This window comes from Nocardia sp. NPDC052112, assembly GCF_040680135.1.
GTDB lineage: Bacteria > Actinomycetota > Actinomycetes > Mycobacteriales > Mycobacteriaceae > Nocardia.
The window spans coordinates 111,978-138,398 of sequence record NZ_JBFAWD010000007.1 but is presented as its reverse complement, the minus strand read 5'-3'; the positions used below and the strand labels follow the sequence as shown (position 1 = coordinate 138,398).

The 26,421-nt window shown below is 65.8% G+C and carries 29 protein-coding genes; 13 read left to right on the top strand and 16 right to left on the bottom strand.

Features of this window, described 5'->3' with window-relative positions; translation table 11 throughout:
- Positions 1-2 precede the first annotated feature (2 nt).
- The 7 genes from AB0L58_RS15715 to AB0L58_RS15685 all read right to left on the bottom strand — a co-directional run bounded on the left by AB0L58_RS15715 (position 3) and on the right by AB0L58_RS15685 (position 7,097).
- Positions 3-773 carry an SDR family NAD(P)-dependent oxidoreductase gene (locus AB0L58_RS15715; RefSeq protein WP_364386984.1) on the bottom strand — a complete coding sequence of 257 codons (771 nt, stop codon included), beginning with the start codon at positions 771-773 and terminating at the stop codon, positions 3-5.
- A 28-nt stretch (positions 774-801) separates the two neighbouring features.
- Positions 802-2,070 (bottom strand): cytochrome P450, encoded by a 1,269-nt coding sequence (locus tag AB0L58_RS15710; RefSeq protein WP_364386982.1) that lies wholly within the window; start codon positions 2,068-2,070, stop codon positions 802-804.
- A gap of 199 nt (positions 2,071-2,269) precedes the next feature.
- Positions 2,270-2,818 (bottom strand): helix-turn-helix domain-containing protein, encoded by a 549-nt coding sequence (locus AB0L58_RS15705; RefSeq protein WP_364386980.1) that lies wholly within the window; start codon positions 2,816-2,818, stop codon positions 2,270-2,272.
- A 295-nt stretch (positions 2,819-3,113) separates the two neighbouring features.
- Positions 3,114-4,076: a carbohydrate kinase gene (locus AB0L58_RS15700; RefSeq protein WP_364386978.1), complete on the bottom strand. Its 963-nt coding sequence runs from the start codon at positions 4,074-4,076 to the stop codon at positions 3,114-3,116.
- Positions 4,063-4,857 (bottom strand): ATP-binding cassette domain-containing protein, encoded by a 795-nt coding sequence (locus tag AB0L58_RS15695; RefSeq protein ID WP_364386976.1) that lies wholly within the window; start codon positions 4,855-4,857, stop codon positions 4,063-4,065. Before AB0L58_RS15695 ends, AB0L58_RS15700 begins: the two co-directional genes overlap by 14 nt.
- Complete coding sequence (locus tag AB0L58_RS15690) at positions 4,854-5,852, bottom strand: ABC transporter permease (RefSeq protein ID WP_364386974.1); 999 nt, start codon at positions 5,850-5,852, stop codon at positions 4,854-4,856. Before AB0L58_RS15690 ends, AB0L58_RS15695 begins: the two co-directional genes overlap by 4 nt.
- 225 nt (positions 5,853-6,077) lie before the next feature.
- Complete coding sequence (locus tag AB0L58_RS15685; protein ID WP_364386972.1) at positions 6,078-7,097, bottom strand: sugar ABC transporter substrate-binding protein; 1,020 nt, start codon at positions 7,095-7,097, stop codon at positions 6,078-6,080.
- Positions 7,098-7,230: 133 nt separating this feature from the next.
- Between AB0L58_RS15685 and AB0L58_RS15680 the strand changes: the two genes are divergently transcribed.
- The 3 genes from AB0L58_RS15680 to AB0L58_RS15670 all read left to right on the top strand — a co-directional run bounded on the left by AB0L58_RS15680 (position 7,231) and on the right by AB0L58_RS15670 (position 9,418).
- The gene (locus tag AB0L58_RS15680) at positions 7,231-8,286 is read left to right on the top strand and encodes a LacI family DNA-binding transcriptional regulator (RefSeq protein WP_364386970.1); all 1,056 of its coding nucleotides are present in this window, start codon (positions 7,231-7,233) and stop codon (positions 8,284-8,286) included.
- Between the two features lie 314 nt (positions 8,287-8,600).
- Positions 8,601-9,020, top strand: coding sequence for a hypothetical protein (locus AB0L58_RS15675; protein WP_364386968.1), 420 nt, complete (start codon positions 8,601-8,603; stop codon positions 9,018-9,020).
- A gap of 263 nt (positions 9,021-9,283) precedes the next feature.
- A complete protein-coding gene (locus tag AB0L58_RS15670; RefSeq protein ID WP_364386966.1) occupies positions 9,284-9,418 on the top strand; it encodes a hypothetical protein in 135 nt (44 codons plus the stop codon).
- 166 nt (positions 9,419-9,584) lie between these two features.
- Here AB0L58_RS15670 and AB0L58_RS15665 read toward each other — a convergent pair whose 3' ends face one another.
- Genes AB0L58_RS15665 through AB0L58_RS15655 form a run of 3 tightly spaced genes read right to left on the bottom strand, consistent with a single transcriptional unit; the run spans position 9,585 to position 11,241 of the window.
- Positions 9,585-10,412, bottom strand: coding sequence for a helix-turn-helix transcriptional regulator (locus AB0L58_RS15665; protein WP_364386964.1), 828 nt, complete (start codon positions 10,410-10,412; stop codon positions 9,585-9,587).
- Positions 10,409-10,954 (bottom strand): DUF6879 family protein, encoded by a 546-nt coding sequence (locus tag AB0L58_RS15660; RefSeq protein WP_364386962.1) that lies wholly within the window; start codon positions 10,952-10,954, stop codon positions 10,409-10,411. Before AB0L58_RS15660 ends, AB0L58_RS15665 begins: the two co-directional genes overlap by 4 nt.
- Positions 10,942-11,241 carry a hypothetical protein gene (locus AB0L58_RS15655; protein WP_364386960.1) on the bottom strand — a complete coding sequence of 100 codons (300 nt, stop codon included), beginning with the start codon at positions 11,239-11,241 and terminating at the stop codon, positions 10,942-10,944. The genes AB0L58_RS15660 and AB0L58_RS15655 overlap by 13 nt, the downstream gene beginning before the upstream one ends.
- A 270-nt stretch (positions 11,242-11,511) precedes the next feature.
- On the opposite strand from AB0L58_RS15655, the gene AB0L58_RS15650 reads away from it, so the two are divergent.
- The 4 genes from AB0L58_RS15650 to AB0L58_RS15635 are packed head-to-tail and all read left to right on the top strand — an operon-like array spanning position 11,512 to position 12,964.
- Complete coding sequence (locus AB0L58_RS15650; protein ID WP_364386958.1) at positions 11,512-11,811, top strand: hypothetical protein; 300 nt, start codon at positions 11,512-11,514, stop codon at positions 11,809-11,811.
- A complete protein-coding gene (locus AB0L58_RS15645; RefSeq protein ID WP_364386956.1) occupies positions 11,808-11,999 on the top strand; it encodes a hypothetical protein in 192 nt (63 codons plus the stop codon). Before AB0L58_RS15650 ends, AB0L58_RS15645 begins: the two co-directional genes overlap by 4 nt.
- A gap of 20 nt (positions 12,000-12,019) precedes the next feature.
- On the top strand, positions 12,020-12,448 hold the full coding sequence (locus AB0L58_RS15640) for a hypothetical protein (RefSeq protein ID WP_364386954.1): 429 nt from the start codon (positions 12,020-12,022) through the stop codon (positions 12,446-12,448).
- A gap of 24 nt (positions 12,449-12,472) precedes the next feature.
- The gene (locus tag AB0L58_RS15635; RefSeq protein WP_364386952.1) at positions 12,473-12,964 is read left to right on the top strand and encodes a hypothetical protein; all 492 of its coding nucleotides are present in this window, start codon (positions 12,473-12,475) and stop codon (positions 12,962-12,964) included.
- 62 nt (positions 12,965-13,026) lie between these two features.
- Here AB0L58_RS15635 and AB0L58_RS15630 read toward each other — a convergent pair whose 3' ends face one another.
- From AB0L58_RS15630 to AB0L58_RS15605, 6 genes are read right to left on the bottom strand one after another with little or no spacing between them, the layout of a single operon-like run.
- Positions 13,027-14,583 carry an MFS transporter gene (locus tag AB0L58_RS15630; protein ID WP_364386950.1) on the bottom strand — a complete coding sequence of 519 codons (1,557 nt, stop codon included), beginning with the start codon at positions 14,581-14,583 and terminating at the stop codon, positions 13,027-13,029.
- Positions 14,584-14,595: 12 nt separating this feature from the next.
- Complete coding sequence (locus AB0L58_RS15625; RefSeq protein ID WP_364386948.1) at positions 14,596-15,432, bottom strand: mycofactocin-coupled SDR family oxidoreductase; 837 nt, start codon at positions 15,430-15,432, stop codon at positions 14,596-14,598.
- 9 nt (positions 15,433-15,441) lie between these two features.
- Entirely contained in the window at positions 15,442-16,125 is a 684-nt protein-coding gene (locus AB0L58_RS15620; protein ID WP_364386946.1) for an SRPBCC family protein, read from the bottom strand.
- A complete protein-coding gene (locus tag AB0L58_RS15615; protein ID WP_364386944.1) occupies positions 16,122-16,607 on the bottom strand; it encodes a (2Fe-2S)-binding protein in 486 nt (161 codons plus the stop codon). Before AB0L58_RS15615 ends, AB0L58_RS15620 begins: the two co-directional genes overlap by 4 nt.
- A complete protein-coding gene (locus AB0L58_RS15610; protein WP_364386942.1) occupies positions 16,600-17,475 on the bottom strand; it encodes a xanthine dehydrogenase family protein subunit M in 876 nt (291 codons plus the stop codon). The genes AB0L58_RS15615 and AB0L58_RS15610 overlap by 8 nt, the downstream gene beginning before the upstream one ends.
- On the bottom strand, positions 17,472-19,844 hold the full coding sequence (locus AB0L58_RS15605; protein WP_364386940.1) for a xanthine dehydrogenase family protein molybdopterin-binding subunit: 2,373 nt from the start codon (positions 19,842-19,844) through the stop codon (positions 17,472-17,474). The genes AB0L58_RS15610 and AB0L58_RS15605 overlap by 4 nt, the downstream gene beginning before the upstream one ends.
- A gap of 320 nt (positions 19,845-20,164) precedes the next feature.
- Here AB0L58_RS15605 and AB0L58_RS15600 point away from each other — a divergent pair, with 320 nt between their 5' ends.
- From AB0L58_RS15600 to AB0L58_RS15575, 6 genes are all read left to right on the top strand, one after another.
- Positions 20,165-21,283: an XdhC family protein gene (locus tag AB0L58_RS15600; RefSeq protein WP_364386938.1), complete on the top strand. Its 1,119-nt coding sequence runs from the start codon at positions 20,165-20,167 to the stop codon at positions 21,281-21,283.
- A 35-nt stretch (positions 21,284-21,318) separates the two neighbouring features.
- Complete coding sequence (locus tag AB0L58_RS15595) at positions 21,319-22,035, top strand: TetR family transcriptional regulator (protein ID WP_364386936.1); 717 nt, start codon at positions 21,319-21,321, stop codon at positions 22,033-22,035.
- A gap of 375 nt (positions 22,036-22,410) precedes the next feature.
- A complete protein-coding gene (locus AB0L58_RS15590) occupies positions 22,411-22,743 on the top strand; it encodes a 2Fe-2S iron-sulfur cluster-binding protein (RefSeq protein WP_364386934.1) in 333 nt (110 codons plus the stop codon).
- Between the two features lie 22 nt (positions 22,744-22,765).
- Complete coding sequence (locus tag AB0L58_RS15585; protein WP_364386932.1) at positions 22,766-24,061, top strand: cytochrome P450; 1,296 nt, start codon at positions 22,766-22,768, stop codon at positions 24,059-24,061.
- Between the two features lie 19 nt (positions 24,062-24,080).
- Positions 24,081-25,382 carry an MCE family protein gene (locus tag AB0L58_RS15580; RefSeq protein WP_364386930.1) on the top strand — a complete coding sequence of 434 codons (1,302 nt, stop codon included), beginning with the start codon at positions 24,081-24,083 and terminating at the stop codon, positions 25,380-25,382.
- Positions 25,379-26,416, top strand: coding sequence for an MlaD family protein (locus AB0L58_RS15575; protein WP_364386928.1), 1,038 nt, complete (start codon positions 25,379-25,381; stop codon positions 26,414-26,416). Before AB0L58_RS15580 ends, AB0L58_RS15575 begins: the two co-directional genes overlap by 4 nt.
- Positions 26,417-26,421: the final 5 nt, after the last annotated feature.

Here is a 26,421-nt window from a genome sequence, read left to right as displayed (position 1 = left end):
GCTCAGATGTACAAGCCGCCATTGACGCCGATGAGTTGCCCGGTAATGAAGCCGGCCCGGTCGGAGCACAGGAATTCACATGCGGCGGCGACGTCTTCGGGGGTTCCGGCGCGACGCACCGGAGTTACCGCGGAAATGGCTGCCAAACCGGGAAACCAGCCCGCTTTCGTCGCCTGCCGCGCCATTGGTGTGTCTATAATGGATGGCGGAATCGAGTTGACCGTAATCCCTTTCGGCGCCAACTCCGCAGACAATGCCTTCGTCAAGGCGATCACACCGCCCTTGGACGCAATATAGTGCGCCATATTGGCGGCGCCGGATTGGGCGCTGGACGACGAAATCGTGACAATCCGCCCCCATCCTGCCGCGATCATATCCGGAACGACGGATTGAATACACGCGAAGGTACCGGTGAGATTGACCGCGATAATTCGCTCCCACTGCGTTCTCGTGATCTCGGTGACCGGAGTGTGCTCCTGGATACCCGCGCTGGTGACGATTATCTGCACCGGCCCCAACTCGCTCCGCACGTTCCCGATCGCCTCGGCGACCGAATTCTCGTCGGCGACGTCCACCGCATAGGTCGATACCTCGATATCGATGAACCGCAATTCCGCGGCGACCTCGCCGAGCGCCTCGACATCACGGTCGAACAATGCCATTCGATGCGGCCCCGCGGCCAATTGGCGGGCCACCGCAGCACCGATCCCGGACCCGGCTCCGGTCACAATGGCGACTCGCTTATCGGCGGCCGCATCGACCTTCCGCCTCATCACTGCTCCGCACCAGTGTGAAACACGATCATCCGACCGGAGTGAATTCGACATGCAACGCACTGAGTCCGCGCAATATGTATGTCGGTTCATATGTGTAGCGCCGAGCATCGGCCGGACCGTGCGCGGATTCGGAAATCCTGATATCGCGCCAGCGTTGCAGGATTCGTTCGAAACTGATGCGCGTCTCCATGCGGGCGAGTGGGCCACCGGGGCAGGTATGGATGCCGCGCGCGAACGCGATGTGCTCGCGCGCGTTCGCCCGGTCGTAACGGAACTCGTGCGGATCCTCGAACCGGTTCGGTTCCCGGTTGGCGGCACCGGGCGCCACCATGACCATGGTGCCCGCCGGAAGGTCGACGCCGCCGAGTTTCGTTGTCGTGCGAGCCAATCGGAAATCACATTTCACCGGTGCCTCCATGCGCAGGCACTCCTCGACGAATCCCGGAATGGTCGAACTGTCCGCGCGCAGTATCCGCTGCAGATCCGGCCGTTCGGCGAGTATGCGCAGACCCGATGTCATCAGTTTGGCGGTGGTCTCCTGACCGGCGGCGAACAGGAAGGCAGCCAAATGGACGAGTTCGTCGACGGCGGGCAGTGTGCCGTCCGGGAATTTCGCGGTGGCCAACGCGGTCAGCACATCACCACTCGGGTTGCGTCGGCGCGCCTCGAGGTAGGACGTGAACCGGTCGGCGAGAAATTCGAGGGGATTGCCGACCAGGACCTCGTCTTCGATGGCGCCCGGAGGTGTCTGCGCGGCAAGTGCCTGGCGAAAGTCCGGATAGTCGCGTTCGGGTACGCCGAGCAGATTCGCGATCACCAGCATGGCGAGCGGCTGTGCGTATTCGCGCAGGAATTCGAGTTCGGTGCGGGCGTCGAATTCATCGAGCAGCTGATCGGCCTGCCGCCACATGAATTCCTCGTTCTCCTTCAGCCGCCGCGGCGTGAACAGGCTTTTCAGCAGATCGCGGTGTGCGGTGTGCTCGGGCTGATCGAAGGTCACCATGTGCTCGTGCAGGGGGAATTTCTCCCGATGCTGTTCGATCAGCGACCCGATATCGTCACCGGCCGGCTCGAACGGCAGCGGCGGGAAGGGACCGGTCGGCGCGACGCAACTCGAGAAGACCTGGTGGTTGCGATACACCTCCACCGCTTCGTCGTAGCCGGTCACCGCAACGACACCGTGGTGTGGCTCGCGGAATACCGGACATTGCGCGCGCAACGCGTCGAAGTAGGGGTGCGGATCGACCACGGTCGACATGTCGGTGAAGAAATCGATTTCGTCGGACATGCTCACGGCAGGCTCCTAGCGAGGGGAAGCACCGCACGGCCACCGGACATCACGGGACGACTTCGCGTCATCCCCGCCGCTCGACGCCGCGCTAACCAAGTGCTCAGCATTCATTGCTGAGCACATGCTTAGCATGCGGGTAGCCCCCAGGTCAAGGCATGGATCCGACACAGCCGGGCCGCTATCGACAATTACTGAGCGGGGGTTACTCGGATTCGACAGGCAGGGGCCCGAAGCGGCTCAGCTGCTGTTCGACGAACTCGGTCATCGCCGCATGCGCGCTCGTCATCCCGAACCCGTTCTCGAGGACCATGGTCCTGGACACGCTCGCCATCACGAATGCCACTACGGCGGCTGGCCACTCGGCGGTGTCGACCCCGTAGCGCTCCAGCAACTGCCCCATTGCCGCGACCTCCGCCTCCCGAAAGCGCCTCGAATAGTCGGCGAGCGCGGTGCGCACCACTTTTCGATGATTGGCCAGCGCGACGAACTCCGTCGTCAGCGCGCCACTGGCCGCCGCCTCCAGGTTGAATTGCCACAGCGCACGCAAGGGATCCGGCGACTGCAAGGCGGCCGCCTGGCGCTTCAATCCCTCTTCGGCCCGCCGCTGGAAAACCGCGAGGAACAGATCGTCCATCGTGCGGAAGTAGTAGTAGACGAGCTGGTATTTCAGCCCGGCCTTGCGCGCCACACTGCGCGAACTCACTGCGGCATAACCTTCTTCGAGCATCAACTGCTCGGCCGCGTCCAGCAATACAGCGCGATTCTTCGCGTCGGGCGTACCGATCCTCCTCGGCGCTGTCATCCCATAACCTCCGTAACGTCGACCTCGCCCGCACCCGTTGACCACGCCGGGCCGCGCATGCTGACCATAGGCTCAGCATTCTTTGCTGAGCACTTGATTAGCACATGGTAGGTCGGCGGTGGCCACCGTACGCGAGGAGGAACAATGCGACACCGCCGAAACACGGAGCATTCCGACTACGTCTTCGCAGCGGTCGCGGACGAACGGCGCGAAATCGCGGATCTGCTCGACCGGCATGGGCAGCTCAGGCCGGCTTCCGGCAGACCTCCGACGCCGTGGGCGGGTCGGCCCCGCGACGTGCGCAGGTCATCGCCGCGACGGTGGTGGCGTGATCGAGGACATCGATCAGCTCCGATTTCGCGATGTCGCGCAAGGCATTCCGCCGATCGGCACCGAGCAGATCGCGCCGGTACAGGCCGGCCAGCAACCCGGCCGCGAAGGCGTCACCGGCGCCAACGGTGTCGACTACCGGAACTTGTTTGCCCGACCGGTACATCGGCGTCGGGTCCGCGCCGGTCGCGGCGAGGCAGCCGTCGGGGCCGAGGGTGACGACGACCAGGGCGGGTCCCCGCGCGGCCCAGTCCACCAGGATGTCCTCCGGCGCGGTGTGCGGATACAGCCAGCCGAGATCCTCGGCGCTGACCTTGATCACGTCGGCGAGCTGCAGCAGCACCTCGATACGCTCGCGGGCGATAGTTCGAGCCATCAAGCGCGGCCGGAAGTTCGGATCGTAGGAGATCGTCGCCGTCCGCCGGGCCCGTTCCACCAGGCGCAGCAGCGCCGCCGCACCGGGCGGAAGCATCATTGCCAGCGAACCCGTGTGCAGCGCTACCACCGCATCGTCCACGGCGTGCGCCAATTCGGCGTCGGTCCACTGCCAGTCCGCGGTGGCGTCGATGCGGAAGTCGTAGTGCGCCGTACCCATCGCATCCACGTCGACCACCGCCAGGGAGGTCGGTTCGGCCGCGGCCACGACATGATCGAGTCTGATGTCGTTGTCCCGCAGGTATTCTCGAATCCGCCCGCCGAGCGGATCCGTGCCGAGGCGAGCCAGCATACGCACCGGCGTGCGCAACCGCGCCAGACCCACCGCGACATTGGCCGGACTGCCGCCCGGCACCGCTTGGAACTGCCCCGGCACCCCGGTCGGCATCAGGTCGACGAGCGCCTCACCGGCAACCGCGACGATCCGCTCAGCTGCGGACACGGTGCGTGTCCACCTCGGTGCCGGCCATCGCCCCGGTCATGATCGCGACCGCATCGGACATGGAGAATTCGTGTGGTTCGATCACCGCCACCCGGCGGCCGAGTCGCTGAATGTGCACGCGGTCGGCGATCTCGAACACATTGGGCATATTGTGGCTGATCACGATCACGGCCAGGCCGCGGTCTCGGACCTCGTGAATCAGGTCCAACACCATGCCGGTCTCCTTGACCCCCAGCGCCGCAGTCGGCTCGTCCATGATCACGACATGCCGGGCGAACGCCGCACTGCGCGCGACCGCCACGCCTTGCCGCTGTCCACCGGACAGCGTTTCCACGGCCTGCTTCATGGACCGGATGCCGATCTTCAGATTCGCCATGTGCTGCTGGGATTCTCGCACCATGCGGTCCTTGTCCACCATCCGGAACACCGATCCGAGGATGCCGCGGCGGCGCACTTCCCGGCCCAGGAACAGATTGTCGGCGATGTCGAGCGCGGGCGCGACCGCCAGATCCTGGTAGACGGTTTCGATGCCGGCACGGCGAGCATCGATGGGCCGCCGGAAACGCACCCGCTTGCCGTCGAGGTAGATCTCGCCCTCGTCCGGGATCAGCGCACCCGACAGCGCCTTGATCAGGGTGGACTTCCCGGCGCCGTTGTCGCCTATCACCGCGAGAATCTCGTTCGGATACAGGTCGAAATCCGCCCCGTCGAGGGCGGTGACATGGCCGTAGCGCTTCACCAATCCCTTCGCCCGCAACACCGGAGCCTGCTGTTCACTCACTTCTGCCTCCCGCGGTTGAACTGGTCCACGGCCACCGCCGCGATCACCAGGATGCCGGTGATCAGGGTCTGATAGATCGACGGAACTCCCATGAGCTGCAGCCCGTTTCGGATGATGCCGACGATCAGCGCGCCGAGCAGTGTGCCGATGACGCTACCGCGCCCGCCGAACAGGCTGGTGCCGCCCAACACAACCGCGGTGATCGAGTCGAGGTTGTCGGTCTGCCCCGCGTTCGGGTCGCCGACACCGGTACGCGCCACCAGCAGCAGCGCCGCGAGGCCGTAGATCAGCCCCGCCGCGGTATATACGCCCAGCAGCACTCGCCGCGTGTCGATTCCGCTCAGCCGTGCCGCCTCCGGATTGTTACCGACGGCGTAGACGTGCCGCCCCGCCGCGGTCTGGCGCAGCACGTACCAGGCGACGGCGAACAGCACCAGCATCGCCACGGAACCGTAGGTGATGTCGGTGTCGCCCAGCGGGAACGTCTTGTCGAAGTAGGTGAGCGTGTGGGGCAGACCGGAAATCGTCTGCTCGCCGGAGTAGATGTGCGTGAGGGCGAACGCGATGCCGTAGGTGCCGAGGGTCACGATGAACGGCGGCAGCTTCACCAGACTCACCAAAGAGCCGTTGAGCAAACCGAATCCGGCCGTGAGCGCGAGCCCGAGCACGATCGCCACCAGTGGCGGCAGCCCGGAGTCGACGGCCAATTTGGTGATGGCGATATTGCCCAGCGCCATCACCGCGCCGTTGGACAGGTCGATGCCCGCGGTGAGGATGATCAGCGTCTGGCCGATGGCCAGCGTGCCGACCACCATCACCTGCTGCACGATCAGCGAGAAGTTGCCGCCGGTGAGGAATCGATCGGACTGGGAGGCGAAGAAGACGACGGCGATGACGATCGCCGCGATCGGCCCGAAGTTGGGGACGGCGAGCAGGCGGGTGAGGGCCGACGGTTTCGGCTGCGGCGGTGCCTGCGAGCTGGTGGCGGTGCTCATGTGAATCCTTGCTGCTCCTTGCGGTTACGACGGCGGAGAGGTGACCCCGGCCGATGGCGTGGTGGGGATGACGGTGCCTCCGCCGTGCCGGGTGACGCCCGCAGCTGGGACGTGCTGCGCGCTGGCGTCCCGCCCCTCGTCATGCCGGGACGCCAGCGCTCGGTCGTTGTGCCGGGGCGACAAGGCGCGACTCGTCATCTCGGCACGGGTTCGGCGCCGCGGCACTCACCCCCAGCAGTTGTCCAGGCCGTACTGCACATCCTTGGAGTCCACGCCCGCTTGCGGTTTCGCGGTGATCAGCGTGACGCCGGTATCGGTGTAGCCGCTGACCTTCTTGCCGTTTTTGGCGTAATCGACGACCGCCTTGACACCCTCGCTGGCCATCTTCAGCGGGTACTGCTGTGAGGTCGCCGCGATCTTGCCGTCCTTGACCGCCTGCACACCGCTGCAGCCGCCGTCCACCGACACGATCAGGGCGTTGTTCTCCTTGCCCGCGGTCTTCAGCGCGGTGTACGCACCCAGCGCGGACGGCTCGTTGATGGTGTAGACGAGGTTGATGTCGGGATCCTTCTGCAGGCAGGTTTCCATGGCGGTCTGCGCCTTGGCCTGGTCGCCCTGGGCGGGTTGCGCGCACACCACATTCGGCGCGGTGACGTCCTGGGTCGTGTCCTGGGTGGCTTGGGCGGCGCCGTAGCCGGACAGGAAACCGTTGTGCCGCAACACACCGACAGTGACCCCTGGGTTGAGGTCGATCATGGCGATCTTCACCGGCTTGTCGCCCTCGACGGCCTTTGCGTACTTGCCGATCAGCTGCCCCGCGGTGAAGTTGTTGGTTGCGAACAGGGCGTCGACGGCGCTCTGCGGGTCGGTCGGGGTGTCCAACGCGATCACCTGCACCCCCTTGGCGCGCGCCTTCTCGACGGCCGGCACGATCGCCTTGGTGTCGCTGGCGGTGATCAGAATGCCCTTGGCGCCGGCGTTGACCATGTTCTCGATCGCCGTCACCTGGCTGGCATTGTCGCCGTCGAATTTGCCGGCGGCGGTCAGCAGTTTGACACCCGCGGCGTCGGCCTCCTTCTGGGCGCCCTCCTTCATTTTGACGAAGAAGGGGTTGGTGTCGGTCTTGGTGATCAGGCCGACCGTGATCTGCCCGGAACTGGAGTCCTTGCCGCAGGCGGTGACAGAGAGGGCGAGGGCGCTGACGGCCAGACAGGCGGCGGCGAGGCGGACGGCACGAGAGGACATCGATGTGCTCCTGCGGTACTGAGATGACAACGTTGTCATGACGATAGAACGTGATCGAGCTCACGTCTAGGGGAGTCTTTTAAGATGTTGGCGGAGAACAGCAGCGTTCCGCGACACACAGGAGAAGGTGGCGATGTCAGCGTTGTCAGACCGGTTGCCGCGCCGGGCCGCCACCATGCGCGAGGTCGCCGCGCTGGCGGGGGTCAGTATCAAAACAGTGTCGCGGGTGGTGCGCGGCGAGGGCGGCGTTTCGCCGGAACTGGCCGCACGGGTGACCGATGCCGCCGCGATGCTCGACTATCGGCACAATCTCGCCGCCAGCACGCTACGCGGCCACGGCCAGAAGACGGCCGCGATCGGCCTCGTCCTGATGGATGTCGCCAACCCCTACGCGTCGGCGCTGCATCGCGCGGTCGAGGATTTCGCGCACGGCCGTGGCACTTTGGTGTTCGCGGTCAGCAGCGACGAGGATCCCGACCGGCAGCGCGAAGTCCTCGACGCCCTGCTGTCCCGGCGCGTGGACGGACTGATCGTGATGCCGGTGGGCGCCGACCACGGCGCGCTGCTGCACGAGCAAAGGCGCGGCACGCCCATCGTTTTCGTGGACCGCGCGCCGGCCACCGCCGAAATCGACAGTGTCACCGTCGACAACCATGACGGCGCGCGTCGCGCGATCGAGCATCTGGCCGCCCACGGGCACCGGCGGATCGCGTATCTCGGTGACCTGCAGACGATCTGGACCGCCGCCGAACGCTACGCGGGCTACGTCGAGGGGCTGGCCCGCACGGGAATCCCGTTCGACCCCACCCTGATCTGCGCCGACCTGCACTCACCGGAAGTAGCCGAGGCCGCCGCGGACGCCGTGCTGGCTCGCCCCGATCGCCCGACCGCATTGTTCAGCGCGCAGAACCTGGTCACCGTCGGCGCGCTGCGCGCCATCCAAAAGCGCGGCCTGCAAACCGAAATCGCGCTCGTCGGCTTCGACGACCTCCCGCTGGCCGAACTCCTCTCCCCTGCCCTGACCGCGGTCACCCAGGACCCATCGAGCATCGGCCGCACCGCCGCCGAAATCCTGTTCACTCGCCTCGACGGCGACATCTCCGCACCCCGGCACGAGGTGATCCCGACTCGTCTTCTCGTTCGCGGGTCCGGGGAAATAGCGGCGCCCGGTATTCGGGCCGACGACTAGGCGGCGTTCCAGCCCCGCGATACGCGTGCCCCGCTCAATGATCCAGGCCGTCAACGCGGCTATCGCCGCGGCCTGGGCAACCACCAACTCGGCGAGTCGCCCCATAGGTCGGCTGCGCCATAAACGCAGTGTGCCGCAACGAAATACGCCCGCCACGTCGGCCGGACCGTCACCAATTACAATCTTCCTTTCCGCTGTCCGGCAGCATTCAGGAATCGAGATACACATTCGCTTCACCTTGTCGCCCTCGTGCACCACGAGCTATAATTATAATTACATTTTGTGGATATATCAGGAAATGAAAGGAGAGAATCATGACGAAGATTTCGGAAAAGGTCCAAGAACTTAAGAACCACGCGGAGCACGCGGAGCAGGAGATAACGGCGGCCCAGAAAGAAACTGGGAAGAAAGTGGATGCCGCTATCAACTCCGCCAAAGCGGAAGCAAAAGTCAGGCAGGATAAATTCAAGGCGAATGTCGCAGCCAGGAAGGCCGCCGCAGCTTCCGACTGGGAAACACTCCAGGTGGAGCACAACAAGCGGGTCGAGAAAATCAAGAACACTATTGCGACCAAGAAAGACGCGCACGACCTGAAGGTCGCAAATCGCCGAGCCGATGACGCCGAGGGCTATGCCTCGGCTTCGATAGACTATGCCCTGATGGCAATTGACGATGCCGAGATCGCCACCCTGGAAGCCATTGACGCTCGGGCTTTCGCAGATTCGTTGTCCTAGTGCCGCGTCAAGCAACGCACGGTAGGTAATTCGGCAGTCGGATTTCGGAGTCTACGGCGAAGTCGCGTTTGGGTTCGGTGTTCTGATCAGATGTGGCTGGTCGCCTGATCCAGGGCGCCGAGCAGGTAGCGTACGACCCGGGTGCGACGGTTGGTCGCGCCTAGCCGCTTCAGCTTACGACAACGCTGCCAGCCCCGACCGGGCTGCGGCTGCAGGGTTCAGGAGCCCGAATTCGTCGACACATATCACGCGCCCATCATCGGGTGGGTTGTCCGGACGAGCGGCGGCGGATTCCGAATCTGCTCAACTTCCTGACCGGCCCCTGGCAGATCGGCTTCGTACCATTCGGCCGACTGCGCGGAATTCGCCTGCGCGCCACCGACATCGATCGGATGTGAGAGCAAGGCGCCGAAGTTCGTGGGTCGGCGGCCATTTCGCTGCGGCGCGTCGGTGGCCGAACGGCACTGCTACACCGACTCGACGGCCCCGGCGTGCCTCCCCCGCACCGCCGGCGGCCCCTCGCCCAAAGGACGCGACAACACGACAACACGACGCGGACAGCTCTCAGACGCCGATCCGCGCAATCAAATCCACAGCCCCCGCACCATGCCGGGCCAAACCGTGCATGATCGCGAAAGCATCTGCGTAGATCGCGATTTCCGACGGGCGAGTGATCGTCAGCTCCGCTGAAATGGTCTCGACCATCACACGCTCGGCGTCGAAGATCGCGAACCCGTGCGAGCCGACCGACGCATCGACAGTAGCCGGGACGATCCCCAAGTCGATCCGCGGATTCGCTGCGTGCTCGATCAGTGCGCGACGCTGCTCGACCATGATCTCCGACGATCCAACCGTCTGATGCAAGGCAGCCTCGCCGATGACGAACGAGAATCGGCGTCGACCTGTGCGCAGCACACGCTGTCGGGACATCCGTACGGCGACCGCTTCAGCGATGTCGTCGCGCCCACCGGGGACGAGCGCGCGGCAGGTCGTGAGCATCGCCGCCGCATACTCCGGTGTCTGGAGCAGTCCGGGCACAACCCACGATTCGAACCACCTGATGTATTGGGCACGACCCTCGATCTCGAGGGATTGCCGCTGTCGGTGGGCGCGGCCGGACGCGACGACGCGCCGCCACTCGAGGTACATGGATTGCAGGTTGCGGAGAGTGGCGACCAGGTCGTCGTAGACGAGAGGGGAATCGGTGGCGCGGCACCAGGCGAGTAGGTCGTCTTCGCTGGGTTGCTGCTTGCCGAGTTCGATGCGGGACACCTTCGCGGGATGCCACCCGCACGCTTCGGCGAGTTGCTTGCCGGAGAGGCGGGCGTCCCTGCGAAGCTCGCGCAAGCGAGCCCCCAGAGCCGCCCGTGCCTGCCCGACGCCGTTGCTCACTGTGCCGCGTATTCCGACCGGTAGGCGGCGTGGTCGATCCCCTGCTCCCACAGCCGCCGCCACCCGGCACCGGCTACCGCGACGATGCCCGGATCCGTGGTGATGGCGAGCCCGACCGCGTCGCCTGTTTCGTCGACCGTGTTGAACGCGACTCGTTCGTCATCGAATAGCCAGTAGTCGTCCTGCGGGATGTGGCCGTTCGCGAGATGCCGAGGAAGCCACCGGATTTCCTCACCCGCTGCGGCATTCGGCGCGCACGCATCGAGCAGCCACGCCGTGTACTCGCTGTGCGGCACCGACACCACTCGCACCCGCGCCACGGTCACCCCGCGCGCAACCGTTTCGGCGACCAGGGCGCACCACTGGCGACCGCCGTCGGTCTCGACGATCTCGCGGGACTCACGCCACCGCACCAGCGGTTCGTACTCGTCCGGCACCTGGTAAGAGTCCTGCACCTCAACATGCACGGCAGAGACCTTCGCCGCCCGAAAGTACTCGGCGTAGATACCTTCGCCAGCAAGTTCGCCGCTCACTGCGCGCATCGCGGAACCTCCACAGCGGTCTCGTCGGGATCCAGGGTGAGCTTCGCACGGATGCTGTCGGGCACAGGGGTTCCGGCGATGAGCAGCAGGCCGGGGGTGTCGGTGGTTTCGACACGCAATGCGGCTCCGGGCTCAGCCCAGTCGAGCAAGGTATGGGGCACGAGGACGGCGTGACCGTCGCGGGTGTGAAGCCCTTGGACGATCAAAGCGTCTGGGCCGAGCGCATACAACGCCGGGCAACCTCCATCTTTCGATCCCGACCCGAGCAATCGCAGTTCGTTGGTCATCGCCTACTCCTTGTTCGCGCAACTCCACGTGTGTGCATTCGCAATTCTCCCTAGTCACCCTGGCGATTGCAGAGATTTGCCGCGCAATCTGCCGCAATTCTGTATCGCCGCTGTTTGCCTGCGCCATAGCGTCTTTCGTGGCCCCGCCGTCGGGTCGACGCCACACCGCCCCCTTCATCCGGTGAACCACTCGCCCGCATGGGATGGCCCGAGTGGGCGGCAGTCCCCGGCGGCGGGTGCTCACCAACCGGACGACTGAAGGGGCGGGAAATGAACCTTCCCGTACGACGCGACGACGAAGACGCTCGAAAACTGGCGCTTGCCCCGGAGGGCAGCCCGCGCTACCTCCAGCACGACGACGGATCATGGGACCTGGTGGGCGAAGACGGGTGGCTGGTCGATCCCGAAGAATTCGCCGAACTCCACGCCGACGCCGAGGCCGCGATCGCCGCTGCGACGTTCGCACCGATCGACGAAGACCTACTGACCGAAGTCCGCCAGGGCCTCCTATCCATGCCTCCAGTGATCGACATACCGCTGATCTCCTTGCGAGACAACGAGGTTCGATGATCGACGACGAGTCGATCATGCTCGGGCTGATGCTGGCAATCGGCCTGCCGCTGGGGGTCCTGGTTGCGGTGATCGTGTGGCCCGAGCGCATCCCGAAAGACCGGACCGTGGACGCCATCCGGGCGCGGGTCGAGGCAGAGGAATCCGACCGGCCGACAGCGATTTCTGACCTCCGCAGACAGCGGTAAGTAGATAGATAGGGGAAGTGATGAGGAACCTGATCAGGGTGGCGCTCCTTACCGGATTCGGCATCGGCTCAACGCTCGTCGGGGGTGGCGCTGGTACCGCGTCGGCTGACAACATCACGTGTTTCATCCACGCGATCGAGCCATGGAAAACCGACCACAACTCGATCGCCCCAATCAACTTCGGGTTCAAGGTGCACTGCACCGGAAAGCCCGCGTTGCGCAACGTGACCACGAAGCTGTGGCGCTACGACCCGAAGGACGGCAAGCAATATGTTCACTCCGAACGCAACGACAACACCACCGACCCCGACGTCGAAACGCTGTACTCGGCATCATGCTCCTCGGCCGGGATCCTCTACCAGTTCCACACCGAGGCGATCGTGAACGCGTTTAATGGCAACTGGGACCGCGAACCCGACAACAGCAGCACCATCGCGGCAATCTGTTGACAACAACGAAAAGGGCGTAGCCGAATGACGGCTCTCGAGCAACACCCAGCGGTCGCAGTGGCAACCCGCGCCCTCGCGGGCCATGACCGGGACCTGAGCCCGGTCACTGCCGTCATCAGGGACGATGTCGCCGCCGTCCTCATCGACGGCGTGCAGGGCCGTTGGATCGTGTTCGCCGATCCGCGTGACGGCGAATGGTTCGTGGAGGGCACCACGTTCGGTGCGCCGCGACCGGCCGGGCCGCGTAGCGACCGCTCCCCGGATCACATGCCGCTCCAACGTTTGCGAATCAGGTTCCACAGTGCGGGCGGCGAAGGCTGGTTAGCCGTGACCGGTCTCGCCGCCTATGACGCGGTGTCGGTCTCGGTGGCCTCCGGACTCGACGAAGCCGTCGCATCCGTCACCGATGACGGTCTCGTCTTCGCCGTCATTCGAGCGCGCGCCGATGACGATCCGAGCGTCTTCGTGAACACCCGCGACGGACGGCGTATATCGGCCGTGCCGCGCGAAAGCTGAGAGGATCCCGATTCTGACCGCCGATAACCTGCCCTGGTCGCGGCGTCGAGCCGGTTATCCGGCTAGTCCGGCTCGGCCACCCGGGTTGGACTCGGTGCGGCAGCGTGCGGTGTCCGGCCCCGGCGCCGCCCTGGTGCCAATGCACTGATGGCGAGCGCGGAGGCCAAGGTCAGAGCGCCGAGAATGGCCGCCGCTTGGCGGACACCGTGGACGAATGCGACCTTGGCGGCGTCGGCGAGCGGTTGGGCTTGCGGCCCCAAATGCTCGGCCACAGTCAGTGCGCCGACCAGTGAGCCCGAGACCGGACCACGTAACTGTTCCGGGAGCATCGGCAGGATCGCAGCGACCCGGTGGCTGTAGCCCGCCGCGAGAACGCTACCGGCCAAGGCTATTCCGATCGCGGCGCCGACCTCGCGCGCCACGTCGTTCACGGCCGCCGCCACGCCGTGCTGGTCGGCAGGTACGCCCGCCATGATCGCGGTCGTGGCGGGCGCCGCCGACAGACTGATGCCGAAGCTGACGATCAGCAGCGGCCATACGACATCGACATAGGTGCCATCGACCGACAAACGAGCGACCGCCAGGAGCCCGATGCCCAGCAATGCGAGGCCGCAAAAGGTCTGCAGCCGCAATCCGATTCGCTCGGCGAGCCACGGTGAGATCGGCGAGATGGTCACGAAGGGGATCGTCATCGGCGCCATGGCCAGCGCCGAAATCAGCGGACGGTAGCCGAGAATCAATTGCAGGAACTGAACGACGAGCATGAACATGCCGAACGAAACCAGGAACTGAATCGCGACGGAGGCGGTGCCGGTGCCGAATCGACGGTCGGCGAACAACCGGATGTCGAGCAGCGGATGCGCCACCCGCGATTCGATCAGCACGAATGCCCCGACCGCCACGACTCCACCGATTGCGGCGCCGACCACCAGCGGATGTGACCAGCCGAGCCGCGGCGTCTCGGTCGCCGCCGCCACGATCATGCCGACGCCGATCGCGGAGGTCACCGTTCCCCACGGGTCGAAACCGGGCCGCGACGACGCGATCGATTCGGGGATAACGCATCCCGTGGCGGCCAGCAGCGCGCTGCACACGCTCATCGCCGTCATGATCGAAAGCCAGGACCAGAACTGCAATAGCAGGCCGGAACCGAGGATCCCGCCCACGGCGCCCATGCCCACCGCACCGGCCCACATGCCGACGGCGACGCCGCGCCTGTGCTCCGGCAATCCGGCGGTGAGCAGCGACAGCGTCGACGGCATCACCAGGGCGGCGCCGACACCCGCAACGGAACGAGCGGCGATCAGCCATATCGGACCGTCGAGCACCAGGGGCACGGCGGAGAACAGCGCGAAGATCCCCAGACCGATGAGCAGCGTCCTGCGGCGTCCGTACCGGTCCCCCAATGCGCCGCCAGGCAACACCAGACAAGCCAACGCCAGGGTGTAGCCGTCCACGATCCAGGTCAGCTGCTGCTGGGTGGCACCGGTGGCCGCGGCGATCTCGGGTAATGCGGTATAGAGCGCGGCCATCGATGCGACGACCAGCGCCACCGCGGCACACGACAGCAGCAGCGCCCACCGCTGCAGGACGGACAACCGTGTCGCGGTGGAGTCCATGGACTGCCCGCCCTACTTGAGCATCATGCCGCCGTCGACCGGCAATGCCACACCGGTGATATAGCGGGACTCGTCGGAGGCCAGGAATAGCACCGCGTTGCTGATATCTTCCGGCTCCACCCAGGCGATCGGCAGTACGTGGAACATCTTCGCGACGGGGATGAAGTCGTCGACGGTCGGATTCTCCAGATCCGGCCGGAACATCCGGAAGGTGGGCTCGTTCAGCAGCATCGGCGTCGACACATTCGTGGGACAGATCGCGTTGACGCGAATGCTCTTATCTCCCACCTCCATTGCCAACGAGCGCATAATGCCGATGACACCGTGCTTGGCGGTGGCGTAGTGGCCGATATTCGGGACGGCGCGCAGGCCGCCGATCGAGCTGGTGAGCACGATCGACCCGCCACGACCGCCCGCGACGATATGCGGCACCGAAACCCGGGTGGTCATCCAGACACCGGTCATATTGACATCGATCATGTCGCGCCAGGTCTGTTCGCTCATCTTGTCCATCGCGGCGCCATCGCTGGCCAACCCGGCATTGGCCACCACGATGTCGAGGCGACCGAATTGCTTGACGCCGTCGTCGACCACGGCCTGCATGGTGTCCAGATCGCGCACATCGGCCTCGACGGCGATGATGCGCCGGCCCGTCGCCTGGACCAGCGCGACCGTTTCGGCCAGGTCGTCCGGTGTCGACATCGGAATGGTGACACCGTCGAGCTGTTTACAGACATCGACAGCGATGATGTCGGCGCCCTCCTGTGCCAATTTCACGGCATGGCTGCGCCCTTGGCCGCGCGCGGCCCCCGTGATGAAGGCGACCTTGCCCGCTACCCGTCCGGTCATCGGTATCACTCACTCCCTGGATTCGTGGCCGCCGCCGACCCGGTGCCGACGGCGAAGCAACAGCAGAACTGTCAGCAGCACAGCGGCGACGGCGATCGCGCCGTAGCGCGCCGCACCGCTCATACCGCTGGCCGCGAGCAGGTCGATCGGTGCGGCGGACCTGCGCGGCTCGGTGACCGCGGCGTACTCGGCGCTCGACGTGTGCTCGACTTCCCCATCGGCGGACGCGGATTCGGGCTCGGTGTGCGCGCCGGCGGTGATCTCGGCCGCGAGGTTGGTGGCGAATGTGCCGATAAGCGTGCCGGCGACCTCGGCGAGCGCACCTCGGCCGAACTGGGCCGGTTTGCCCGTGACCGCCAGGTCGGTGTCGACGAAAACATCTGTCACGCCAGCGGATTCGACGAGTCGGCAGGTGATCGTCGCCTTCGCGGTGCCATTACCGCGCGCCTCCCGCCCGCCGCCCTCGAGCACCGCGATCCCGGCCGCCTCGTCCTGCGCGGCGATCTTGATGGTGCCCGTATAGGACAGTGTCACCGGACCGAGTTTGACCTTGATCTTGCCGCGGTAGTCGTCGCCGTCGCGCCCGGTGATGGTGGCTCCAGGGACGCAGGGCGCGATCCGCTCGAGGTCGAGCAGCACCCGCCAGGCTTGTGCGGCCGGGACGGGGATACTGAAGCTGTTCTCCAGCTTCATGCGGACTCCTTCGCGATCGATTCCGCCGCCGCGCGAACCGCTTTCACAATTCCCTGATAGCCGGTGCAGCGACATAGATTGCCGGACAGGGCTTCTCGGATCTCCGCATCGGATGGATCCGGAGTGTCCCGCAGGAACGCGGTCACACTGGTGATGAAACCCGGAGTGCAGAAACCGCATTGAAGTCCATGACAGTCACGGAAAGCGGCCTGCACCGCAGATAGGCGGCCGTCCGGCGATGCGATCCCCTCCACGGTCGTGACATCCGCACCGTCGGCCTGCACGGCCAGTACCAGACAGCCGCGCACCGCCTGCCCGTCCAGCAATACCGTGCACGCACCGCACACGCCGTGCTCGCAGCCCAGGTGGGTTCCGGTCAGCCCGCATACTTCGCGCAGGTAGTCGGCCAGCGTCAACCGGGGTGGCACCCGATGGCGGCGGGCCCGCCCGTTGACCCGCACCTCGATGTCGACGTCAGTCATTAGTCGCCTCCTCAACGGCGCGGCGCCAAGCGCGCGCCACCATCACGGCCCCGACTCGTTTGCGGTAGTCGGCCGTGCCGTGCAGATCGGACGGCACCGCATCCAACGGTTCCGTCGCCGCACGGCCGACCTCGTGGAGGTCGACCTCGGCGCTGTTGCGGCCGATCAGTTCTGCCTCGAGGTCGGTGGAGCGGATCGGGGTGGGTCCGAGTCCGAAAAGACCGATACCGCACCGGTCTATGTGGGAGTCGGCGTCGAGACCGACGGCCACGACAGCGCCCGCCAACGCGAAATCGCCACTGCGGCGGGCGAATTCCTCGATCGCGAAACCACATCGGCCACGCCGCGCCGGAAAGACGATCCCGGTCAGCAGTTCGTCGGCGGCCAGTTCGGTGCTCCACATGCCGGTGAAGAAATCCGATGCGGACAGGGTGCGACGCCCGCGCGGCGACAGCGTCTCCAATTGCGCGTTCAGCACCAGTGCCACCGCGGGGTATTCGGCCGCGGCATCGGCATGGGCGACCGAGCCGCCTAGGGTGCCGCGGTTGCGGATCTGGGCATGACCGATCAGCGGGGTGGCCCGAGCCAGCAGCGGCACCGCACGGTTGATCTCCGCCGACCGGCCGACCGTGGTGTGCGTTGTTCCCGCCCCGACCCACACCGAATCGACCCGCGACTCGATACCGCACAGTCGCTCGACGCGGCGCAGGTCGACCAGATGCTCGGGAACCGCCAACCGCAGCGCCAGCATCGGCATCAGACTCTGCCCACCAGCGATGACCTTCGCTTCGTCACCGAGCTCGGCGAGCAGCTCGACGGCCGCCTCGGTGGAGGCCGGTGCGTGATATTCGAACGGTGCGGGTTTCACGCCGACACCGCCCCGGCTAGACCGGTGCGCGCCTGGTCCACCAGTGCCACGATCGCCGCAGGCGACAGCGGCAGCTGGCGTGCCTCCACGCCGAACGGTGCGAGGGCATCGATCACGGCATTGATCACCGCGGGCGCGGACCCGATGGCGCCGCCCTCGCCGACCCCCTTGAACCCGCCGGGGCCGGGACTCGGTGTCTCGACATGTCCGACCTCGATGGTCGGCACCTCGGTCGCGGTGGGCAGCAGGTAGTCCATAAAGGTTGTGGCGACCGGATTCCCGCTGTCGTCGTAGGCCATGTGCTCGTAGAGCGCGCCGCCGATGCCCTGTACCGTGCCGCCGAAGATCTGGCCCTCCACCACATCCGGATTGATCATCGGCCCGCAGTCCTCGCTGACGATGTAGCGCAGCAGTGTCACCGCCCCCGTTCGGATATCGACCTCGCACGTGCACACATGGGTCGCGTTGGCCCAGATCATCATGTGCGGCGTCCGATAACGGCCGCTGGCCTCCAGGCCCGCGGGCACGCCCGGCGGGAGGTCATATCCGTTGAAATAGGCGATATCCGCGATCTCGGCCAGCGTGATCGCCGCATCGGGTACGCCACGGACCCGCGCCCGACCGCGCGTCAACTCCACGTCATCGACGGCCGCACCGAGTTTGTGCGCGGCGATCGCCACTATCCGCTCGCGCAGTACCGCGGCCGTCTCCGCGATCGCGCCCGCCAGCATGGAACCCGACCGGCTGCCGCCGGTGCCGCCGCCGAACGGAGTCAGTGCGGTATCGCCCTGAATGGTGTGGACATCGGCGATGTCGACACCGAGCGCATCGGCGGTCAGTTGAACGACGGTGGTCTCCAGGCTGTTTCCCGACGATCCACCCGACACATACACATTGACCTTCCCGGAGGGTTCGATCCGAATGGTCGCGCCTTCGGTGCTGTGCAGCGGCGTGCCGCCGGTGGTCGGCTCGAGGTAGGTACAGGTGCCGACCCCGAGATAGCGTCCGTCCACTCGTGCGCGCCGCTGCTGGTCGCGGAAGGCGTCATAGTCGAGCATGGTGAGTGCCTGCTCGAAGGTCTCCGAGGGTGACACATCCGAGTACGGCATGCCGTTGGGATTGAACGTCGGAAACTCGTCCCGTCGCAAGATATTTCGTCGTCGCAGCGCCACCGGATCCATCCCCATCCGGCGCGCCGCGGTGTCCAGCAGCACCTCACGGGCCACCGACTCGAACTGCCAGGGACCGCGATAGGCGACACGTCCCACGGTGTTCGAATACATGAGCCGCACATCGAAGGTCGCGGCCGGCACCCGGTACGGTCCCGGGAACAGCATCCCGACCGGGATGGCAGCCGTCAGCGGCGATGGGGTCGGATAGGCACCGACATTCTGCACATAGTCGATGGCGGCGGCAAGGATGGCGCCGTCGGCGTCGAAGGCCATGCGCACGTCACCGTGTTCGTGCCGGGCCATCCCGCCCGCCATCAGATTTTCCTGCCGATCCTCGATCCATTTCAGCGCCACCGGCAGTTTCCGGGCGGCCAGCGTGACGCAGGCCTCCTCACGCAACGGCGCGGCCTTGAGCCCGAAGCCGCCGCCGGTATCGCGCATGATGACCCGTACGCAGTGTTCGTCGATGCCGAGCAGCCGCGCGCAGAAGCCGCGGATCTCATGCGGTACCTGGGTGGATGCCCAGACCGTCAGCTCCCCGCTCGGCGCCGACCATTCCGCGATCAGGCCGCGCGTCTCCATCGGCACCGGCGCGTACGCCTGCTGAAAGATCTGCTGCCGCACCACATATGCCGCCGAATCGAAGATCGGGTCCAGCTCCGCCACGGGCCGCCCGCTCAGCGCACCGGCCAGATTGCCCGGACAATCCGCATGCACCAGTTCGGTGGTTTCGTGCGCCGTGCGGTAATCGACGACCGGCTCGAGCGGTTCGTAGTCGACGACCACCAATTCGACCCCGTCCTCGGCCACATACCGATCGATGGCGACCACGAGCGCGACCGGATCACCGACGAAACGCACCTCGTCCTCGGCCAGCGGCGGCCGCGACACCGACGGCAGACCGGGAGCGTCCAGCGAGTACGACAACTGGTGCACGCCGGGATTCAGGTCGGCCGCCGTGAACACGGCATACACTCCGTCGAGCGCCAAGGCCGCCGCGGCATCGATGCCGACGATGCGACCACGCGGAATCGGACTTCGGACGAAGCAGGCGTGCAGCATGCCTGGCCGATGCACATCGTCGACAAAGCTGCCCGCACCGGTCACCAATCGGAGGTCTTCGACCCTGGGCACCCGGGTGCCGACGAATCCGGCCGACGGAGCTTCCGTCACCCGACGAAGCCCGATATCTGTCATCAGGCCGCCCTCCCATTCATTGTGTGAAGCGTTTCCGCCACCATCGGGTAAGGGTGTTCGGAAACGCTCCTCCGGAAGAAATATGCACTACGGGGATGAAAATCTGGGAGCAGGGAAAAAGGGCATAGCATTCCGTTCGTGATCAACGCGATCCGGCACCCTCGGAGCCACTCATCGCCGCTGAGGAATTGTCTAGCACCGCGCCTATAACGGTGTCAAGAGTGTAATATGTCTGAACTGAGAATCATGATCTTATGTTGGACACTTATGATTCTTCCGAGGCACCTACCGCCGCGCCGATGTCGTCGAGAGGGTCGAGCATGCGGGAACTCACCGCGTCATTACTGCGCTGGCATGCGACCGATACGCCATACGCGGTCGCGACCATCGTCGAGGTGACCGGCAGCGCGCCCCGACCGGCCGGCGCCACCCTCGCCGTCGATGCCGCCGGAACCGTCGTCGGCAGCATCTCGGGCGGCTGCGTCGAGGCCGCCGCGTACGACCTGTGTCGACAGGTCCTGCGATCGGGCACACCGATGCGAGCGAGTTTCGGATACTCCGACTCCGACACCTTCGCGATCGGCCTGACCTGCGGCGGCACCATCGATGTTTTCGTCCATCGGGTAAGCCGGGTCGACCAGCCGATCGTCGAGGCGGCACTGCGACCACCGAGCTCGGTCGCGCTGGTCCGCGATCTCGACAGCGGGGCGATGACCGCGGTCGATCCGCACCGGACGGTCGGAGCGTTCTTGGACGACGCCGCCGTCGCCGAGGTCCGCGCCATGTTGGACATCGGCGCCACCGGCGTACGCAGGATCGGCTGCGACACAGGGGAATCGACGATATTCGTCGAGTCCTTCGCGCCACCACCACGGATGATCGTCTGTGGGGCAACCGATTTCGCCGCCGCGGTATGCCAGGTGGGTAGCCTGCTCGGCTACCGCGTCACACTGTGTGATGCACGTGCGGTGTTCGCGACCCGCGATCGTTTTCCGGATGCCGACGAGATCGTCGTCCGCTGGCCGCACCGATACCTCGCGGACACTCCGACCGACGCCAGAACCGTGGTCTGCGTCCTCACCCACGACCCGAAATTCGATATCCCACTGCTGGAGATCGCGCTGCGACTGCCGATCGCCTACGTGGGCGCCATGGGTTCGCGGCGCGCCGACGCCGACCGCCGGACCCGGCTGCGCGCGGCCGGGGTCACCGATACCGAGCTGGCTCGCCTGCATTCCCCGATCGGACTGGATCTGGGTGGGCGGACCGCAGCCGAGGCCGCCGTCGCCATCGGAGCCGAGATCGTCGCGGTCCGGTGCGGCGGCTCGACCCGACCGCTGCACGCCACCGACCAACCGATCCATCCCACCACCGGGCCGGGTCGAGGGCGACCGAATACCTCGAGATTCGATCTCGAAAGCGTTCCATCGAGTCAGTAACACGGTTACCATAGTAACCGTGTTACAGTTCTCGCGTGAGTCGGACAGCAGCTCGGATTCCGTCGAAGAAGATCATCAAGACCGTGCTCGCACTGTTGCAGACCGACGGCTACGACGCCGTCCAACTGCGCGAGGTGGCGCGACGCGCACACGTGTCGCTCGCGACTGTGTACAAGCTGTTCCCCACTCGGGACGCATTGATCATCGCCGCGGTCCACGAGTGGATGGCCACCAACACCTATCCCGATATCGCCCCGCCCACACCCGAGGAATCGATCGGCGACGGCGTGATACGGATTCTGCGACATGTATTCCAACCGTGGGAGCGCAACCCCACCATGCTCGAAGCGTTCTACCGGGCCAGCTCGGCCCCGGGCGGCGCACGCCTCAGCATCGACGGGTTCGCCACCGTGCTTCCGGTAGCCGCGCAGATCTTCGAAGGTGCCGATCCCGATTACATCGAGGACATGACACTCATACTGCCCAACATGGTCTACGCCCTGATCGGGCGGGTCGCGGACAAGACGCTCGATGTCGACGAGATCCTGCCGATACTCGAGCGCACCGTGCGGCGGCTCACCGCGGACAACCAGGCCCAGGACCGGGCCGTACGCGAGCGGCGCAGCGCCACCGACCAGCCGGAGCCGTTGGTGCTGGGCCCGGAGGTCGCCGCGCCGTTCATATACGACCGGAACACGGACGCATCGGCGACGGCGCAGGATGGCGCCGCACATCGCCCGAACGCGGGCTAGCAGGTCCCGACCACCGCCCCACCGTCCGCCGGATCGCCGCGACAACGCGACCCGACGGCAACGGGGGGTGGTATTTCTGATCGGAAATCCGATCACCGAACAGAAATAGAAATTATCGTGAACGGGTGACCGAAATTATCGGCGCCCGAATTCGATGCACCCTTCGATTATCTAGCCGTGAGGGTGCGACCCCGCATGCCCGAAATACGAATCGGCAGCCGCGGAAGATATTTGCTCGCACCTATTGACCGAATCTGTGACCACGCGCACAATCATCGGCGTAGCGAATCGGATCGGAAACTCGGATTCGATATCGAGCAGCTTTTCTCCGCATTGTGCTGCCACCAAGATCCCACGAAAGTGATTTCGCGATCGATGTTGATCCCGCATACTCCCGCGCCTGCCGAACCCGGGCTGACACCCGATGCGGTGGCAAATGGAATTGTGACAATTCACTTGGACGGCGCCACGACGTCACAGCCCGGCCGAGCCGGGGATACCGTGCTCGAAACCGCGCGCCGGGCCGGGTTGACACCACCGTTTTCCTGCGAGGCAGGCAACTGCGGCACCTGTATGGCCACCCTCGTCGACGGGCGAGTCGTGATGAAGGTGAACGACGCGCTGACCGACGACGACGTCGCCGCCGGCTACATCCTCACCTGCCAGGCCGTTCCCCAGACCACCTCGATCACCGTGCAGTACCCGTGATTTCGCGACCCAGGAGCCGACGATGACCGATTTCGACACCATCGACTACTTCACCGATCCGGCACTCGTGCCCGATCCCTATCCGTACTTCGATCACCTGCGCGCCAAGTGCCCGGTGACGCGGGAGCCGCACTACAACGTCCTCGCGGTGACCGGATACGAAGAGGTCGCCCAGGTAATGCGCGACGCCGAGACGTTCTCCTCGTGCATCGCGGTAGGCGGCCCGTTCCCCCCGCTGCCGTTCGAGCCCGAGGGCGAGGACATCAGCGCGCAGATCGAACAACACCGCACCCAGCTGCCCATGTACGAACACATGGTCACGATGGACCCGCCGCAGCACACCTATGCCCGATCGGTGCTCAACCGGCTGTTGACACCGGCGCGGCTGAAGGAGAACGAGGAGTTCATGTGGCGGCTGGCCGACCGCCAGCTCGACGAATTCCTGGAAAACGGCCGCTCCGAATTCGTCGCCGAGTACGCGAAACCGTTCTCGCTCTTGGTGATCGCCGACCTGCTCGGCGTTCCGGAGCAGGACCACCAGGAGTTCCGCGTCGTGCTCGGCGCCGACCGACCGGGCACCCAGGTCGGGGCCCTGGACAAGGTATCGGTCGGCATAAATCCCTTGGAGTGGCTCGACGAGAAGTTCAGCGCTTACATCACCGATCGGCGGCGCGAGCCGCGCGACGATGTGCTGACCTCGCTGGCGCTGGCGAAGTATCCGGATGGGTCGACCCCCGAGGTCATCGATGTGGTCCGTTCGGCGACCTTCGTATTCGGCGCGGGGCAGGAAACGACCGCCAAGCTGCTCGCCGCCGCCGTGCGCGTACTCGGTGACGACCCGGAGCTGCAACGAACGCTGCGCGCCGATCGCAGCCGCATCCCGGTATTCATCGAGGAGACGCTGCGCATGCACGCGCCGGTCAAGAGCGGCTTCCGGCTCGCCCGCCGGGCCACCGAGGTCGGCGGGGTGGCGGTACCGGCCGGATCCACGCTCATGGTCTGCCCCGGCGCGGCCAACCGCGACCCGGGCCGGTTCGAAAACCCGCACGAATTCCGCATGGACCGCGCTAACTTCCGGGAGCACATGGCCTTCGGCCGCGGTGTGCACTCCTGCCCCGGAGGTCCGCTGGCGCGGGTGGAGGGTCGGGTATCGCTCGAACGCATCCTCGACCGGATGCTCGACATCACGATCGATGCGGACGAGCACGGTCCCGCGGACGACCGCCGCTACCGCTACGAGCCCACATACATCCTGCGCGGGCTCACCGATCTACATATCCGATTCACGCCCCGAGACGAATCCGCGCCGCGAGCGTGAGTGGGCTTTCGTGTCGATCATGTTCGAACCCGACGGCCGAGGTCCCTCCTCGGTGCGCCTCCTGGTGACCGGCATCTGTTGCGTCGTCGTCATCGCGGCCGCCGCCACCGTGATGGTCGCGAATTCCCGAGGGGCACTCCGCAAGACCGTGCCGGTGACCGCCGTCATGGCCAATGTGGGCGATGGACTGCCCACCAAGTCGGATGTGAAGTTCCAAGGGGTTCGCGTCGGGTTGGTGACGGCGGTGACACCCGCCGCCGAAACCGGCATGAACGAGGTTCGTATCGAGTTGGATCCCCATTTCGCGCCGGCGATTCCGGGCACGGTGACCGCTCGGGTGGTGCCGAGCAACGTATTCGCCGTGCCCTCGGTACAACTGGTCTACAACGGTGCGGCGCCATCGCTGACCACGGGCGCTCGAATCAGCCAGGACCACAGCCTGGCGACCGTGCGCCTGCAGACCTCGCTCGATCAACTGCGGCGGATCATCGCCGCGGTCGGTCGGGCGGAATCCGACAGCGCGGTGGGCATGTTGGCGACCCTCGCCGAAGCCACCGAAGGGCGCGGCGCCGGTATCGAGAATGCGGCGACCCGGCTGCGCGATATCGTCGTCGAACTGGACAAGGTCGTCTCGGTGCAGGCGGCCCCGTCCACCATCGACTCGCTCTCGGCCGCGATGCGTGAACTCCAGTCGGCGGCACCGGATCTGCTCGACGCCCTGCACCACGCGATAGTGCCGCTGCGGACGCTGGCGGAGCAGCGGGCGAAACTCACCGCGCTGCTGTCCGGCGGCCTGCACACGTTCGGCACCGTCGGCACCGCACTCGACAACAACACCGACAAGATCATCGATATCACCACGCACATGTCACCGGCCCTAGGCGCGATCGGTGACGGCGCGAGCAAGTTTACCCAGATCAGCGTTTCGCTCACGCGCATGACCGGCCGCTTCGACGAGCTGTGGAATCCGCAGACCCAACGGCTCAACGCGCGGGTCATCCTGCAGCTGACACCCAACCGGCAGTACACCTCGGCGGACTGCCCCCGGTACGGCGAGCTGGCCGGTCCCAACTGCGCGAGCGGTCCGGCGACCCCCGCCCCCGCCGAGGGCCTGCCGCCCGGCTTCGATCCGCGCCGCTTCCAGCCACCGAACTCCCTGCTGAGCGCCGATATCGGGCCGGTCGGCAGCGCCGCAGAACAGCAGCGGATCGCGGGCATCCTCGGCGGCGAACCCAATGCCGCCGCGGACATCCTGTTCGGCCCGCTGGCCCGCGGCGCCACCGTCACGATTACGCCGGACCCGAACGGAGGCACCCGATGAGCTACCGAGGATCGCTGGTCGTGCTGATCGCCTTTCTCATCAGTTCGGCGCTACTCAGCTGGTCGGTCGCAGTCACCCTCGAGCGCGGTATCAGCGGCCGGACCACCAGGTACTCAGCACTTTTCACCAACGTATCCGGACTGCGCGTCGGCGATGACGTCCGGATGGCCGGGGTGCGGGTCGGCCGCGTCGAATCGGTCGAGTTGGCGGGCACGCTCGCGCGCGTGGGTTTCCGCATCCACAGCGATCAGGTGCTCACCGGGAACACCACCGTATCGGTGACGTATCAGAACCTGATCGGTCAGCGCTATCTCGGTGTGGCCATGGGAAACCACGGCGACCCCACCGTGCTGAAACCCGATGCCGAAATTCCCGTCGACCACACCGAGCCGTCATTCGATATCTCCAAACTGCTCAACGGTTTCGAGCCCCTGTTCGGCACGCTGGACCGGACCGCGGTCGACAACATCACCGGCGCCCTGATCAAGGCACTGCAGGGCGACAACGGTTCGGTCACCACGCTGATCGCGGAGACGACCCGGCTGGCGGAATCGTTCGCCGGGCCGGACGAGGTACTCGGCCAGGTCATCTCGAACCTCGCCACCATCGTGGGCAATCTCGCCCAGCAGAGCGGCAATCTGACCACGGTGATCGATCAGATGCGAGCCGTTTTCGCAGGCCTGCAACAGAATCGGCAAGCGCTGTTCGATTCCGTGGACCAGATCGCGACAGTGGTCGGCCGGGCCTCGCAGATCATGGCCGCCGACCAGCCCACCCTCGTCGAATTCCTCAATCGGGAACCAGGATTCGCGCAGCACTTCCTGGACAACAAGGCCAAGTTCGAGTACCTCGGCTACAACCTGCCCTTCGTCCTGAAAGGGCTGGCCCGAATATCGCAGGCAGGCGGCTACATCGACGCCTACGTCTGCGATGTGACCCTGTCGATCGTGCCGGGCCTGACACCGCTGATTCCGGAAATAGTCGACGCGGTGACCCCCGGCGGGGTTGCCCAACACACCGCCAAGTGCAGGTGAGGCGC